Origin of the sequence: Ammoniphilus sp. CFH 90114 (assembly GCF_004123195.1) — a bacterium.
Lineage (GTDB): Bacteria > Bacillota > Bacilli > Aneurinibacillales > RAOX-1 > YIM-78166.
The window spans coordinates 327718-343731 of sequence record NZ_SDLI01000006.1 but is presented as its reverse complement, the minus strand read 5'-3'; the positions used below and the strand labels follow the sequence as shown (position 1 = coordinate 343731).

The 16014-nt window shown below is 41.0% G+C and carries 16 protein-coding genes; 12 read left to right on the top strand and 4 right to left on the bottom strand.

The window, feature by feature from the left end:
- Positions 1-18 precede the first annotated feature (18 nt).
- The gene (locus EIZ39_RS15980; protein WP_129200977.1) at positions 19-987 is read left to right on the top strand and encodes a DMT family transporter; all 969 of its coding nucleotides are present in this window, start codon (positions 19-21) and stop codon (positions 985-987) included.
- 243 nt (positions 988-1230) lie between these two features.
- On the opposite strand, the gene EIZ39_RS27095 is transcribed toward EIZ39_RS15980, so the two are convergent.
- Positions 1231-1620, bottom strand: coding sequence for a hypothetical protein (locus EIZ39_RS27095; protein ID WP_205668569.1), 390 nt, complete (start codon positions 1618-1620; stop codon positions 1231-1233).
- A gap of 136 nt (positions 1621-1756) precedes the next feature.
- Between EIZ39_RS27095 and EIZ39_RS15970 the strand changes: the two genes are divergently transcribed.
- Positions 1757-2407 (top strand): DUF429 domain-containing protein, encoded by a 651-nt coding sequence (locus EIZ39_RS15970; RefSeq protein ID WP_129200976.1) that lies wholly within the window; start codon positions 1757-1759, stop codon positions 2405-2407.
- Between the two features lie 32 nt (positions 2408-2439).
- Here EIZ39_RS15970 and EIZ39_RS15965 read toward each other — a convergent pair whose 3' ends face one another.
- Positions 2440-3342, bottom strand: coding sequence for a LysR family transcriptional regulator (locus EIZ39_RS15965; RefSeq protein WP_129200975.1), 903 nt, complete (start codon positions 3340-3342; stop codon positions 2440-2442).
- 135 nt (positions 3343-3477) lie between these two features.
- Between EIZ39_RS15965 and dat the strand changes: the two genes are divergently transcribed.
- The 8 genes from dat to EIZ39_RS15925 all read left to right on the top strand — a co-directional run bounded on the left by dat (position 3478) and on the right by EIZ39_RS15925 (position 11993).
- Positions 3478-4371 carry a D-amino-acid transaminase gene (gene dat, locus EIZ39_RS15960; protein WP_240675831.1) on the top strand — a complete coding sequence of 298 codons (894 nt, stop codon included), beginning with the start codon at positions 3478-3480 and terminating at the stop codon, positions 4369-4371.
- 49 nt (positions 4372-4420) lie between these two features.
- Positions 4421-6001, top strand: coding sequence for an ABC transporter substrate-binding protein (locus EIZ39_RS15955; protein ID WP_164985128.1), 1581 nt, complete (start codon positions 4421-4423; stop codon positions 5999-6001).
- Between the two features lie 32 nt (positions 6002-6033).
- On the top strand, positions 6034-6954 hold the full coding sequence (locus EIZ39_RS15950; protein ID WP_129200973.1) for an ABC transporter permease: 921 nt from the start codon (positions 6034-6036) through the stop codon (positions 6952-6954).
- 146 nt (positions 6955-7100) lie between these two features.
- Positions 7101-7961, top strand: a complete 861-nt coding sequence (locus tag EIZ39_RS15945) for an ABC transporter permease (protein ID WP_483296044.1) — start codon at positions 7101-7103, stop codon at positions 7959-7961.
- A 20-nt stretch (positions 7962-7981) separates the two neighbouring features.
- Complete coding sequence (locus EIZ39_RS15940) at positions 7982-8872, top strand: serine hydrolase (RefSeq protein ID WP_129200971.1); 891 nt, start codon at positions 7982-7984, stop codon at positions 8870-8872.
- 47 nt (positions 8873-8919) lie between these two features.
- Positions 8920-9921, top strand: coding sequence for an ABC transporter ATP-binding protein (locus EIZ39_RS15935; RefSeq protein WP_129200970.1), 1002 nt, complete (start codon positions 8920-8922; stop codon positions 9919-9921).
- Positions 9918-10901: an ABC transporter ATP-binding protein gene (locus tag EIZ39_RS15930; protein ID WP_129200969.1), complete on the top strand. Its 984-nt coding sequence runs from the start codon at positions 9918-9920 to the stop codon at positions 10899-10901. Before EIZ39_RS15935 ends, EIZ39_RS15930 begins: the two co-directional genes overlap by 4 nt.
- Before the next feature lie 135 nt (positions 10902-11036).
- Positions 11037-11993, top strand: a complete 957-nt coding sequence (locus EIZ39_RS15925) for an MBL fold metallo-hydrolase (protein ID WP_129200968.1) — start codon at positions 11037-11039, stop codon at positions 11991-11993.
- A gap of 75 nt (positions 11994-12068) precedes the next feature.
- Here EIZ39_RS15925 and EIZ39_RS15920 read toward each other — a convergent pair whose 3' ends face one another.
- Together EIZ39_RS15920 and EIZ39_RS15915 are read right to left on the bottom strand one after the other, a co-directional pair.
- Positions 12069-12308: an HPr family phosphocarrier protein gene (locus EIZ39_RS15920; RefSeq protein ID WP_129200967.1), complete on the bottom strand. Its 240-nt coding sequence runs from the start codon at positions 12306-12308 to the stop codon at positions 12069-12071.
- 225 nt (positions 12309-12533) lie between these two features.
- Positions 12534-13484 (bottom strand): transporter substrate-binding domain-containing protein, encoded by a 951-nt coding sequence (locus EIZ39_RS15915; protein WP_240675830.1) that lies wholly within the window; start codon positions 13482-13484, stop codon positions 12534-12536.
- Between the two features lie 360 nt (positions 13485-13844).
- On the opposite strand from EIZ39_RS15915, the gene EIZ39_RS15910 reads away from it, so the two are divergent.
- Together EIZ39_RS15910 and EIZ39_RS15905 are read left to right on the top strand one after the other, a co-directional pair.
- Complete coding sequence (locus tag EIZ39_RS15910; RefSeq protein WP_129200966.1) at positions 13845-14540, top strand: YfjL-like protein; 696 nt, start codon at positions 13845-13847, stop codon at positions 14538-14540.
- Positions 14541-14848: 308 nt separating this feature from the next.
- Positions 14849-15997 (top strand): metallophosphoesterase, encoded by a 1149-nt coding sequence (locus tag EIZ39_RS15905; RefSeq protein ID WP_129200965.1) that lies wholly within the window; start codon positions 14849-14851, stop codon positions 15995-15997.
- Positions 15998-16014 lie beyond the last annotated feature (17 nt).

Genomic DNA, 16014 nt, shown 5'->3' with positions numbered 1-16014 from the left:
AAGAGGAGGTTAAGGAAGATGGAAGGCGAATCTCAAATGCGGTCACCTTTACTGATTTATCTATTACTCGTTATCACTATGGTTTTTTGGGGAAGTGCTTTTGTTGTTTCAAAAATTTCTGTTGGAGCTGTTCAGGTACAGGTTGCTGCTTTTCTACGTTTTGCTTTTGGTACTGTCTTTTGCTTCATTCTTTTGTTTGGTTTGCGTCTAAGAAATCCTCAAGTTCGGTTAGTTCCACGTGGAAGCTGGTGGGGTACTTTCAATTTAGGCGTAATTGGGGTAGCCATTTATAATCTACTGTTCTTTGGTGCACTCGCTTTTACTAAAGCTTCAGACGGAAGTGTGATCATTCCTACACTTAGCCCAGTCATCACCGTATTACTGGCTGCAGTTTTTTTAAATGAAAGATTAGGCTGGCAAAGGTCACTTGGATTAACAAGCAGTCTTGTCGGTGCGTTCTTTTTCTTTTTAGCAGTATCTACATATGAAAGCGGAATGAGCGACCGCATGATCGGTGATCTGTTATTTCTTGCAGGTGCATTCTGTTGGGCCGTGTACACCTTGATGAGTAAAAAGATTTTGGGAAAAGTAGATCCATTATTATTGTCAGCATACTCCATGTTATTTGGAACTCTTGTCTTAGGACTGATTGCATTACCTGATATGGTTACGATAGAGTGGGGGAGTTATGGAAATGATTTTTGGTTATACCAAATATATCTTGGTATATTTCCAACCGTGTTGGCCAGTTGGTTCTACTATGTTGGAGTGAAAGGAATAGGCCCTTCACGTGCTGTCATGTTTATGAATTTGGTACCCATATTTGGCCTTCTATTGTCCGCAATTATATTAGATGAGTGGTTTCAACCTATACAATTTATAGGCTCTGGGTTTATGCTTTTGGGGGTTTGGATGGTAAACCGAAGAGGTGTTCCTAAGAAGGAGTTAGATCGAAGAGATCAGGAACGAGTGGAACTTAATGGATAGACTAGACTCGGTTAGAATAGGCGTTAAGCGGAGAATTTCCGCTTATTTTTAAGAAAGCCATAGAAATCATTCTGATAGCGGGAATCTTTTCCGCTATTTGCTGTTGATGCCCTCAATTTAGGAGCTTTTGTACATATAGCGGAATTACATCCGCTTATTTGGTTCGTTTTTAGCACAAAATTAGAAATAGGCGGAATTTCTCCGCCTATGTAGCCGGGTAATGTGCGGCTATTATTATATAAATTAATATTCTTCTTCATCTAAGTAATCAGTTCTTGGGGTACCGGGTAACTGTCCCCATCCAGGCATCCCGGGTTGTTGTCCCCATCCAGGCATCCCGAGTTGCTGCCCCCATCCAGGCATCCCGGGTTGTTGCCCCCATCCAGGCATTCCGGGTTGTTGCCCCCATCCTGTCATCCCAGGTTGTTGCCCCCACCCGGTCATTCCAGGCTGTTGCCCCCACCCAGGCATTCCGGGTTGTTGCCCCCATCCGGTCATTCCAGGTTGTTGCCCCCAATTAGGGATTCCGGGTTGTTGTCCTGCTCCGGGGACACCAGGTTGTTGCCCCCAACCCGGAAATCCAGGCATCTGCCATGGGTTTGTAGGGACTTGTCGATTAAAATGATCGTTCAACACGATTCCTCCTCTGGGTATTTGTTTAAGAAACAATACATCGTATTATGTCTGATGGATCTATGTGAGCAAAATGGGCTTTAGCCTTCTTTGTAATAACAATTGCTAAACAAAAGTTAAAAAAAGGAGTTATTGTATGAGGGTAATAGGAATTGATTTAGCAGGACCGGCTAATCATCAGGATACCGTGATGACAATTTTTAGAGAGAGTGAAGAGGGTTTGTACTTTGAACAACAATGGAAAAAGGTCTCCGATGATCAAATCATTCGTATCATAACAGAGCTTAGTGCTGAACAAACCCTTTACATTGGATTAGATGCTCCGCTTTCTTATCAAGATGGAGGGGGTCTTCGTGCACAAGACCGCGAGCTTCAGATAGCAATAGGCGATGTAGGTATGAGAAAAAGTTCGATTATGCCACCTACCTTTACAAAGATGGTGTACTTAACGTTAAGAGGTGTTACACTCACAAGAACGTTGTTATCCTTACCTACAAGGAATAGGATCCGAATCGCGGAAGTTCATCCAGGAGCCGTGTTTGGAATGCGAATGACGGACAAGATTGATGTTGTTTTAAATTATAAAACCGATTTTGAGGATAGGAGTAGCATCTTAACTCATTTCCCAATATGGAAAGTTTATGATGTGCCACAAGAAGTGGCACTAGAATCCCACACTCTTGATTCATGTGGAGCAGCACTTGGTGTTTGGAATTGGAGCCGTGGAGAGGCGAAGTGGGAATATCAAGCTTGTCCACCTTATCACCCGTTTCCGGTCGTCTGTTAGTGGGATAAAGGATCTTCATCCTTCATTGTTTTTTATTTGCTGCGTTTTCCTTCTTTTATTGCTTTAATTAAAAATTCCTTAAACAGTTTTGTATTTTCATCGAAGGTTGATTCTTTTAAATAGATGAGTTCAAACGGACGGTTGATTTTAGGAATGTTTGAGATTACTACCTCGCGAAGTTCATTTGACTTTAGCTCCTCTTCTACAGCAAATTTGGGAAGGATAGCGATCCCTGTTTTCTTACTGACTACCTTCTTTGCTACTTCAATGCTATCTACCTCCATAATGACATTCGGCTTGATAGCTAAACGTTTAAAGGCACTATGGATCAGCGTCCAATCGAGGGAGCCACGGTTAAATAAAATAAGCGGCTCAGTTGCAACTTCTTCAATGGATATGGTGTCTCTGCTAGAGTAGTGGTGCTGCGGGTAAACGACAAGAATCATTTCGTCATCTATTAAATGCATGGACTCAATAAGAGGATGACTAATGGAACGTGCGATGCCTAGCGGTACTTGGCGTTCAAGAACCATGTTTAGTATATCCTTGGAGTGACCTGTATGAATGGTCGTTTTGATTTGTGGGTAAAGATAATGGAACTGATGAATAATATCGGGAATAATATAGTTCGCAGCTATTAATACACTAGAAAAAGACAATTCACCCTTATAGTGGTTTTTTACGTTGTCAACGGATAGCATTCCTTCTTGTTGATATTGTAATAATTTTTGAGCATACGGCAGGAATGTCTCTCCAGCAATAGTTAACGAAATCCCTTGTGAAGAACGATTAAATAAGGAACAACCCATCTGATCCTCAAGTGATTTTACCCTTGAGCTTACTGAGGGCTGGGATAAGAAGAGGATGTCTCCCGCTTTACTGAAACTTCTTGTTTCGGCTACATAGATAAAAGCCTCAAGTTGTTCAAAATTCATTTCACACGTGCCCTCCCCAATACCCGTATAGATATTTTTTATACATATATAAAGAATTGCTATTTGATTATCAATAATTTTAATATTAAGATTTTATTAATAATAACATAAATTTCCCTAAACTTGTAGCTGTAAATGATAAATAGACAGGGGGTATTTAAAATTAGTATAGGTTTTATCAACGGTAGATTTATTTCTATTGAAGAAGAAGTTATTCCAATTGATGAGAGAGGACACCAATTTGGCGATGGCGTATATGAAGTGATTCGAGTCTATAACTCGATGCCATTCATGGCAGATGAACACCTAGAGCGCCTAATGCGCAGCGCTGAAGCCGTTCAAATTGAACCCAATCAATCACTAGACCAGCTTAAAGAAATCATTAACCAGGGAATAGAGATTTCTGGATTGACCGATGCAGAGGTTTACATTCAGGTCACACGGGGGATATCCCCTAGGCAACATCATTTTCCTCAATGCCCCGCTTCCCTCAGTATGACGATTCGGCCTGTGAGACTAGTCTCAGAAGAACTTAGAAGAAATGGCGCTTCTGTAACTTTAATGGATGATGAACGTTGGGCTAACTGTTATATTAAATCACTAAATCTACTGCCTAATGTCTTAGCAAAACAAGCCGCTTACTCTGCTGGACATTATGAAGCTGTTTTTATCAGGGATGGGCTGATTACTGAAGGTTCTAGTAGCAACGTATTTGTAGTGAAAGGTCAAGTAGTCTACACGACGCCCCTAAGTAAAAAGATTTTGTCAGGGATAACCCGTCAGGCAGTTATTGGCTTGTGCAAAGAATTAGGCATCGCATTGGAAGAAAAGGAAATGACGACAGAATTTTTTATGGATAGCGATGAAATCTTTATTACAAGTACAACTACAGAACTGTTGCCCATTTGTTCTGTTGATGGTCAAACTATCGGAGATGGTAAGCCAGGTTCGATCACTCAAAGACTCTATACGGCTTACCAGGTATTGTATAAGGGAACAAAGAATAGACAAAACAGGGTTATCTTGTAACTTAAATATACCGAATATTCAAATAAAACGGAAGAGGGGTATGCAATTTATGAGGAAGATAACGAACATCTCTATTGTCTTGACTTTACTTTTCTCGGTTGTTCTTTCTGGATGCGGTTCAACGGATCAAACTTCCACAGATTCAAAAGATAGTCCTTCGAATCGAGAGATTGTCGTTGCGATGGTTACAGAACCAGATTCAGTGGATGTTCATAAGACCTCTTCCATTGAAGATGCTACTGAACCCTTGTATGAAACGTTATTTAAAAGGGATAAAGACGGAAATATCGTGCCGAATTTAGTAGAGGAATACAGCATGTCTTCAGATGGTAAAGAAGGTACATTTAAATTAAAAACAGGGCTGGAATTTCACTCAGGAAAACCAGTTAATGCAGAAGCTGTAAAAAAATCTTTTGAACGAATGATGGCAATTTCTCCCTTTAACTCTAATCTGGGTACGGTAGAGGGCATAGATGTTGTGGATGAAAATACTTTCAAGATCCGATGGGCTGAGCCTTATGCCCCATTTTTCAGTAATGCAACCTCAGAGTTTTTAGCTCCCTTGGATGTTTCCGTGTTAGATAGACAAGGAGAAGGATTTGAGAAAAATCCTAGCGCATCAGGTCCTTTGGAGTTAGTTGAGATTAAGAGGGGAGATTCCTTGGTTTATAAGCCAAATGAAAAAGCGGATTGGGGAGAGAAGGGTGCACCAGGCTTTGATAAGGTGACCTTCAGATTTATCCCAGATGATGAAACGAGATTATTGGAATTTAAGAAGGGGACGGTGAATGTTTTGCTGAATGTCCCCATTCAATATGTGGAAGAACTTGAGAAGGAACCTGGAGTCACGCTCGAGCGGGTGCCAGACTATGTACTCAATTATTTAGGCTGGAATAATAAACTCCCGATATTCCAAGATGTTAGGGTAAGACAAGCAATAGCATTGGCGGTTGACCGTGAACCGATCATTCAGACAACGATGAGAGGGGAAGCTAAACCCGTATTTGGTCCGCTTCCTAGTGTAGTATTTGGGTATAGTCAGACAATTGAGGATAAAGCAAAAGAGAAATATGCTCACAACGTCGAAAAAGCAAAACAACTGCTTGCTGAAGCAGGCTGGAGTGAAACGAATGCGAACGGAATTGTGATGAAAGATGGGAAGCCCTTCTCAGTTGATTTATGGGTCACCAACGAGCCGGCTAAGCAACGTGCAGCACAGATTATTCAGAATCAGTTAAAAGAAGTTGGAATCGAAGTCAAAATAGCGGTTAAAGAATCTGCAGCAATTATTGAGCAAACGCCAAAAGGTGCACACCAGATGATTCTATGGACCTACGGCTGGTTTGACGCTGATGTGATGTACTTCCTATTATTCGGTAAGGGAAGATCGACTAGATTACACTATGAGGTTGATGAATTGGATCATATCTTGCAGCGAGCTAGAGTTGAAACAGACACAAAAGCCCGCCTCAAGCTATATGAGGAAGCACAAGAGTTCCTGCTTGAGCAAACTCCGTTTGTACCTTTATTTGTAAGGGAAAGCATTACTGCCACTCGAGGACTCGAGAAGTTTGAGATGCATCCGATCTCCAATGCCATTCAATGGAAAGAGGTAGAAGTAGGACAGTAATCAACTAGTTGCCAGATTGAGGAGGGATTGCGGTGACAAATTATTTCCTTAAGAGATTACTCGCCATGGTCATGACCTTAATTGGTGTCTCTCTAATCGTATTTATGATGGTCCATTTAATTCCAGGCAATCCTGTAACTTATATACTAGGGGACTTCGCAACGGAAGAAATGGTCAAAGAATTAGAAAGTCGGTTAGGGCTGGATAAGCCCTTACCGATCCAATATTTAAGCTATATGTCTGGAGTGATGCAGGGAGACTTTGGGACCTCATATATTACAGGATATAGTGTCATGGAAGAGATTCTGAATCGAATTCCGATAACTGCGCAACTGGCTATTTATAGTGTTTTATTCGGGTCATTTGTAGGGATTCTCATGGGTACGATTGCTGCAGTTAAACATAACACGATATTCGATCGACTGGCCATGCTAGTTTCTCTGATTGGTATATCTGCTCCTAGCTTTTGGATTGCTCTGTTTTTAATTTTAATATTTTCTTATCACTTGAGCGTTTTTCCTATATCAGGGTACACCGGTTTTTACTCCCTCATACTTCCATCGATTACCCTTGGGCTAGGTTCAGCCGGAAACATTGCTAGGATGACACGTTCTAGTATGCTGGAAGTGATTAAGCAGGATTACATTCGGACAGCGCAGGCTAAAGGAGCAAATTTGTACCGACTGGTGTTTCATCACTGCTTGCAGAATGCTTTGATCCCCGTCATTACATTGATAGGAATGCAATTCGGATACTTATTGGCAGGAGCAGTCGTTACCGAAACGGTTTTTGCTTTGCCTGGCATAGGCAGCCTTGTTGTTTCCTCCATTGCAACTAGAGACATTCCAACGGTACAGGGGTTAATCCTGTTCATGGCTTTTATGTTCATTCTCGTGAATTTAATAGTAGATCTTCTTTATACCAAATTAGATCCGCGAATCCAATTTGACTAACAATGTCACTTCACGGAGACAAGCTGTTGACCTCTGGACACAGAAACAATCCCTAAGGCAGATAGCTTATCTCCCTCATCACACGTTCCGAGGGGAGGGTCACCTTCATGGCACACGTAAAATTGGAAAACGATTCACCGGTCATCATGTCCGAGGAAGTAGAACCGAGATCGCAATCTTTTTTTTACATGGCATGGAAAAAACTTAGACGAAACAAAAGTGCCATGTTTGGAGGTTTCATTCTTTTATTTTTTATCGTAATCTCGGTATTTGCACCTTATATTGCTACCCATCCAGTAAATGAAATGAGATTTGAGGATAGTTTGCAGGCACCTAGCTCTGAACATTGGTTGGGTACAGATGAATTCGGAAGAGATATATTCACCCGCATTCTATATGGAGGAAGGGTCTCTTTGCTTATGGGACTTGTTGCGGTCTCAATTGCAGGGAGTGTCGGAATCCTTATAGGTGTGATCGCGGGCTATTATCGGAAAGTTGATGTCTATATTATGCAGTTCATGGATATCCTTATGTCTTTCCCATCCTTACTTATGGCTATCGTGATCGTGGCTATCCTTGGTGTCGGGCTAACAAATGCCATGTTAGCTGTCGCTATCGCAATTATTCCATCCTTTGTACGGGTAGTGAGAGGATCGGTGCTGGCTGTTCGTGAGAAGGAATACATTGCTTCCGCTGTGGCATTAGGAGTAAGAGATTGCAAGATTATCGTTAAGCACATTCTGCCTAATATCGCTTCTCCAGTGGTCGTGCTAGCAACGCTCGAGTTCGGCGTGAGTATTTTAGCAGCTGCGTCCTTAAGTTTTCTTGGACTTGGCGCACAGCCGCCAAACCCAGAATGGGGTGCATTAGTTTATGTCGGTAAGGCATTCTTAACCCAAGCATGGTGGATGACACTATTCCCTGGTATGGCCATTATGTTGGTCGTGTTAGGCTTCAATTTATTAGGTGATGGATTGCGGGATGCCTTAGATTCAAGATTAAAATAAATGAATTAAAAGGAGTGATTATGATGAGTTTACAGCAGAAGATAGAATCCATTGCAAGTGAAGCTGTGGGGATGTTTGGCGTATCCATTAAACATTTAAATACCCAGGAAGAGGTCAATATAAACGAAAACCGACTATTTCAAACAGCGAGTGTAGTGAAGATTCCGATCCTTGCTGCCCTTATGGAAGAGGCGTATAAAGGGAATATCGACTTGCACAAACGTATGCCTATAAGAGAAGAAGACTTCGTCCCCGGTTCAGGTGTGTTGAAGGAATTTGAAATTGGAGTGGAAGTCACAATTAAAGATATGGCAACGATGATGATCATCGTAAGTGATAATTTGGCAACGGATAAAGTTCTGGGTTTACTAGGAGCAGATCATGTCCAAAGAAGAATGCATGAATCAGGGATGCAAAATATGTACATCAAGCACTCCATTTGGGAACTTTTAAGCCATTGTGTTGGCATCCCTCCAAAATCGTATAACAAGGAAGACTTTAACGAAATTACTCGTCGCTTGAATACTAGCCAATATGATATGGACAATATTGTTTACCAAGAATCTACCGAAAACAACGTAAGCACTCCAAAGGACATGACAAGATTACTAGAAATGATAGCCAAAGGAGAATTCGTCTCTAAAGATTGTTCGGACGACATCATTGACATTCTTTTAAAGCAACAGCTTCGGCAGCGTATCCCGCGTTTAATCCCTTATGGGACAAAGATTGCAAATAAAACCGGAAGCTTGGCAACAATTGTCAACGACGCAGGTATTGTCTACATGCCAGAGAACAAAGGGGCATTTGTCATGAGCGTGTTTTCTAAAGGTGTGGCCTCTTCTTATGACGCAGAAAGAACAATCGTTCAAATGGCTCAAACCGCGTACCAACATTTTTTGGGCGAATAGAAAAGCAGGGTGATATAGAGAAATACCACCGAGAGGAGGAGTGAAAGATGGAACTCAAGACAAGGCAAAAAGAGCTGCTGAGAGTGGAAAACATGAATATTAGATTCAAGGGAGAAGGTGGGAAGCTTATTCCTGCTGTAAGAGACCTGAATTTTTGCATTAATGAAGGAGAAACGGTGGGTCTCGTAGGTGAGTCCGGATGCGGGAAAAGTGTGACCTCTCTTTCACTCATGAGACTCATTCCTCCTCATTCCGGTTTAGCTGAGGGGAAGATTATACTCCAAGATCAAGACATCAATCAATTGTCAGAAAGAGAAATGCGCTCACTACGAGGGAATAGGGTGTCCATGATCTTTCAAGAGCCTATGACTTCCTTGAACCCTGTTCAAAAGATCGGAAAACAAATTGGAGAAGTTATATATCTTCACTCTAGTCTAAGCAAAGAAGAGATCCAGCAGAAATCAATAGAAATGCTAAAAAAAGTAGGAATCCCGAGGGCTGAAAAAATAATAAACGATTATCCACATCAATTGTCCGGGGGCATGAGGCAACGAGTGGTCATCGCGATGGCCATGGCATGCAATCCTAAACTACTTATTGCTGACGAACCGACTACAGCCCTCGACGTAACGATTCAGGCTCAGATACTAGAGCTTATGAATGAATTAAAAGAACAATACAACACATCCATATTGCTTATCACGCACGACCTGGGTGTCATTGCAGAGATGGCTGATCGCGTGATGGTTATGTATTACGGTCAAATTGTAGAACAGGCTGATGTGCGTACACTTTTCAAACATCCTAAGCATCCCTATACCATTGGTCTTTTAAATTCTGTTCCTGATATAGATGATGAAAGTAATGATCCACTAAAACCGATAGAAGGGAATGTTCCAACTCTTGGTATGATCAAGGCAGGGTGTGCGTTTAGGGACAGGTGTCAACATTCGTTTCAGAAGTGTCACGAGCAAAACCCACCACTTTTCAATCATCAAGGTCAATTGGTTAGGTGCTGGCTTTATGAGGGACAGGAGGTAATCTCATGAGTCAAACTTTATTATCCGTTGATCATTTAAAAACCTACTTTCCAACTGGGAAAGGTCTGTTCCAAAGGAACAAGGGTTTTATTAAAGCGGTCGACGATATTTCATTCCAAGTCAATCGTGGCGAGACACTTGGCATTGTAGGTGAGAGTGGATGCGGGAAGTCAACCATGGGCAGAAGTATTCTCCGTTTGATTGAGCCAAGTGCTGGATCTGTCAAGTTTAATGGAATTGAAGTAACCCATTTAAATCAAAATGAACTAAGAAAATTACGAAGTAAGATGCAAATTGTTTTTCAAGATCCCTATGCTTCTCTGAATCCACAAATGACGGTTGGATCAATCTTAAATGAGGCTTTAATTACGCATCACATCGGTGAGACAGATCAAGAGAGAAAAGAGAAGATAGCAGAGCTGTTGATGACCGTTGGGTTAAGGCCTAAGCACGCAAGCTTCTATCCACATGAGTTCAGTGGTGGTCAGCGGCAAAGAATTGGGATTGCCAGAGCGATAGCCGTGAATCCATCGCTTATTATTGCTGATGAACCGGTTTCTGCTCTGGATGTATCCGTTCAAGCCCAAATTCTTAACCTATTTCAAAACTTAAAGGAAGCATACGGTTTAACATATATTTTTATTGCACATGATCTCAGTGTGGTTAAACATGTGAGTGACCGTATCGGGGTTATGTATTTAGGGAAAATAGTAGAGCTGGCCGATAAAAAGCAATTATTTAAGAAACCTCTACATCCATACACACAGGCCCTGATGTCTGCAGTCCCTTCATTAGATCCGGATGTTAAAAAAGAGAGAATTATTCTTCAGGGGGACTTGCCCAGTCCAGCATCCCCACCGGAAGGCTGTTCCTTCCATACTCGATGCAGCTATAGAATGGATGTCTGTAAGACGGTGAAGCCCAGAGAAACCGTCGTTGACAACGGTTTTGTGAGTTGTCACTTGTATGATGATCAGTATAAATCGTAAAGTTTTTGAAGTGTTGCCAGGGGGGTTCCCCTGGTTTTTTCTAGTTAAGGTTACGGAATTACGAAGTTGATTCACCCAAAATGGAAGAGATAAGTTTATAGATTATGGTAATATAGAGGGAAAAGGAGGAGACTCATGGAGAAATATGGTTTATATCAAATAACGATCCCGCTTCCTTTTCGACTTAATCATGTTCACTGTTATCTGGCTCGTCAAGGGAATCGATGGAAGATCATAGATACAGGTTTGAATCGGAAGGAGACGGAGAATGTATGGCAAGAGGCGTTTGAGACGAATGGAATTAATGTGGCGGAGGATATTGATGATATCATTCTGACTCATCATCACCCTGATCATCTTGGGTTTGCAGGTCGAATGGAGGAATGGACCCAAGCTCCAGTTAAGATTAGTAAACTTGCAGGCTATTGGGCGCAATATGTTTGGCAAGACTCAACGTATTCAAAGACTCGCGAGTTTTTTGAAAACAACGGGTTACCAGCTGATTTACTAGTGGATATGGCAGAGTATGATCAAAAATTTCACTCTTACCTCATGCCTTTGCCTAAGCGGTTGGAGACATTTGAAGAAGGTGAATATCTGCAAATTGGGGAATTGAAATATGAAGCTATATCAACACCAGGACATGCGGATGGTCACATGTGCTTTTATAATTTAGAGGAAAAGGTCTTGCTAGGCGGAGATCACATCCTAAAGAAAATCACTCCCAATATCTCTTATTATGGATATGGAGAGGAGAACCCTCTGAAGGCTTATATAGAATCGCTGAATCGAATTCAGAGTCTAGAAATTTCGCTCATACTACCTGGTCATGGGCCAATCATTACGGATGTGGGTGAACGTATCAATGAAATTCTAAAACACCATGAAGAACGATTGGCACAGGTTTTAGACGATGTAATTGGGGAAGAGACCGCCTATGATATCTGCAATCGCTTGTTTAAAAGAGAACTCACTGTTCATGAACAGCGATTTGCTATGGGTGAAACACTAGCGCATTTGAATTATCTAGTAGGGTTAGGTGAAATACAAAAAAGCGTGGATGATGGTGGAAACGTTTTATTTAAAAAATAGTACAAAAGATAAAAGAAGCTTTTCTTATCATGAAGAGAGCCTATGAAGGCAGAAAAGCTTCTTTAGAAATTCTTCTTAATTTAGCAACTTAACAATCTTTTCCTGTGCTTCGTTTGAATCGGTTCCCTCGATGATCAGAAATAGATGGTCAAAGGGGTGCAGGGACAGCGTTATCAAATCTATAAGATTCTTGGCGTTTGCTTTGAAATTTCCCTTCATGAGATAGATCTCCGATTCGAAAGCGGAGCTTTGCACAGCAATCTCCTCTAATAAACGGTATGGCGCTGATTTCTGAAGAATGATGTCAGTAGTCATGTGTTCCACTTCCTTTTCGGTTTGTTATTGTTACTATAAGCGCTGGGAAGATCGAAGGTGTAATGTATGTAATGTTTTCTTACAGTGAAAATCGAAAGGCGTAGCCGATGAAACGGGTGCATGAATCAATGGTCAAATGTGGGGAGATTTTCTGATATCAATAGAAAATAAAACATATACGAAAGCGAACAAAAAAAGGTCGCAAATCTGCGACCTATCTTAGCACTAGTCTAGCCATTTCTTTTCAAGTTTTGTAAATTCACCTTTAAGTTTCATCTCTTGCATCCAAAGATCAACCCAATTCGAGAAGATCGAGTCTCCACGGTGCATTAGGTATCCCATCTGGCTTTTGGTGAATGTACGATCGGCCAAGGCTGCGTAGAGGCGAGGGTTATCTTTTCCATAACGGATAGCTTCAATACTATCCGTGATCATGACGTCCACTTTACCATCTGCAACCATATCAGGAATCTCTAAGTTATTCTCAACGACAATAACTTCAGCTTTCTTTATATGTTCATTTACGAACTTTTGATTCGTACCGCCAGGATTTACCCCAATCTTAACTCCAGGTTGATCGATAGCATCAAGGCTTGTAAACTTATCCTTATCTTCAGGACGAATCAACGGAGATTTTCCATAGTCTAGATATGGAGTAGTTAATTGAGCTTTCTTTTGACGCTCCAAGGTGCGAGAGATCCCACCCATTGCTATATCAAATTTATCTGCCAAGAGATCATCCATCAGTCTTCTCCAAGAAGTTTGTACAAATTCTACTTCTACGCCTAAATCCTTAGCTAGCTGCTTTGCCGTATCAATATCATGTCCTTCATATGTATTGGTTTCTGGATTAAGGTAAGTAAACGGTTTGTAATCCCCTGTTGTTCCAATTCGAATGACTCCTCTTTTAATAATGGTATCCAACCGCGATTCAATCTGCACTGTGTTTTCTTTTGAATCCCAAGTTACGACACGACCGAGAGCATCGGCCATCGCACGAGCAGATACTACCGCATGACCCTCAACCAATTGCCCCGTCACTCCTTTTCCATCAACAATTACCTTTACAGACTGGTCTGAATTAGCATTAGCATAAGGAGTAGCAGCAGCTGCAAAATAACCAGACGCAAATAGAGATAAGGCTAACACTCCTTTTAATAATCTACTTTTATTCATAAAAGCCCTCCTATTTATTGAATTATGGCATATTATTTGGTATTTTATCACATCTTGTTGAGAAATGTAACACAAATCAGAAAAAAGTAAAAACTCTTGATTGGGTTAATGGTACCAATAAAAGTTAGTACTATGTCGTTACGATCGGAGGGGGTAGAATGAACTTATTAAATAACCGATGGCTTCTGAGAATGAAAAGAAATGAATTTCGTCTAAAGGACGTGAGTAAAAGCGCTAAAGAAAAGAGGAATACTTACAACGTTTGTTATGGGTGTCGTATTCATTGGAATTTATCTCCAAGAAGCCAGTGAAGAAGAGAATCGGATTATATGGGAAAATATTCGCTAAGGAGTGAAGAGGGTGAAAGTGAGAAGAAAGAAGTTTATATGGTTGACGATAATAACAATCATTTTGGTGATTTCCGCACTGTTGTACTCTTCCTTGTTCGGACTCCCTTGGAAAAAGGTATCTGTTTCTAAGGATTTAATAAGCTACTTAGATGAACGATATAAAGAGGAATTTAACGTAAAAAAGATGATATACAACTTCAAAGATGGAAAATATGGAATCATTGTCTCACCTCTGCAAAATCAAGAAATAGAATTTCATGCAACACAAGGATATGGACAGTACCTTTATGTTGACAATTACCCCGAACGAACATGGGAATATGAAATGAAGCGAGACTTTGAAACTGAGGTCAAGAAGGTATTTCCAGACCTCATTTATTTTGGGGTAAGTACTGTGCAGGGGGAGAGCCTAGATCAAGTGAAAGAGGCAAGGTTTCCAACTTATCGAGAAACAGATTCTTTGTTATCTGCCAGTGTGAGAATGAACAAGACGTTTGACGATACCGAGGAGATTTGGGAACAGATCTATGCGTTCAGTAAGGTCGTTCAGGAAAACGTCAAAAACGGAGAAGTCTTAATTTTCTTCGATCCAACGGGAGAAGATGGACAAGTGTTCATAAGTTGCGAAATAAAGAATAACGTCTTGGTTAATAAGGAGGAGATCAGGAATATCTGTGAGGTAACGGAGTTTCCCAAAGGGAATTGAGATGGCTCATAAAAAATAAGCGGAGCAATCCCGCTTATTTTTGTAGATGGTACTGATATTGCCCGAATAGACGGATTTTTTTTCGTTATTCAATAAAAATGCCTCAAATTAAGGAAGATTTGATGATTTAGCGGAAAAAAATCCGCTTATTAGGCCGCTTTTTAGTTGTTCATGATCAATAGCGGAAAACTCTCCGCTTATTTGTTCCACCTTGTGAGTACGAATAGCATTTGGGTTAATCTAATGGATAGTTCTTGCTTTCTATTTCTTTTTATTTTAATCTCGGACATAGAAAGGAGATACGAACAATGTGGGGAATAATTACTACAGTATTTTTAGGTTTATATGGTCTAATGAGTTATTACATAGGGAGCAGGGGGTGGTATACCCTTGGCAAACAGGCGCCACGTCCCTACCAGATACTCTATTGGATCTTTTTTCTTTTACTCATTTTATCCTTCCCCCTAGCTGAGCTAGGGGAGGAAGTGTTGCCTATTACCATTGCTCCGGTTCTTACCATCTGGGGAGGGTACTCCATGGTGGCGGTTTCCTATCTATTTTTGCTGCTTCTGGTTACTGATTTAATAAGGTTATTGGATAAAAGGATTGCCTTTTTACCAGTCATAATCAGAGATCATAAAAAAACTCCACTGACCTTAGGTTTTTTGCTTGTGTGCCTCGTGTTAATTGTAGTAGTTTACGGCAGTTGGAATGCTCGAAATCCCATAGTGAAAGAGTATGACTTAACCGTATATAAGAATGCAGGACCACTTGATCAACTACACATTGCATTGGTTTCCGATCTACATTATGGCCCTATTATAGATACGAAGAGAATTGAACGAATGGTGGAAATGGTTAAGGATCTACAACCAGACATCATTTTACTTGCTGGGGATATTACGGATGGGAGTCTTCTACCGGAACAAGGAGCGAAATTGGCTGCTGTATTAGCGCGACTGCAATCCCCAATGGGAACATACATTGTTCCTGGCAATCATGACCGCGACCTCCGGGATGACCAAAGTGAACTTATGAATGAGTTAATAGAATCGGGTATTACTGTGTTAAAGGATAATTATATTACTATAGGAGACCATTTTCACCTAATAGGTAGAGATGATCCTAATCGGCGTAGGGGAGTTGATCGGATGGAACTAGAGGAACTGCTTGTGGGAACAGATCCGTCAAAACCTTTGATCTTATTAGATCATCAGCCACTAGATCTCTCCCGGGCTCAGGAGCTTGGGATTGACTTGCAACTTTCTGGTCATACCCACAGGGGACAGATCTTTCCAGCGAATCTGATCACAGGGCAAATCTATGAAATAGATTGGGGTTTACTTAAAAAGGATGCCTATCATCTAATTGTATCTTCAGGTTTTGGCACTTGGGGTCCGCCTTTAAGAATAGGAAATCGACCGGAAGTTGTAAGTATAAAGATTGATTTTCATTAAACAGAATAGAACAAAAG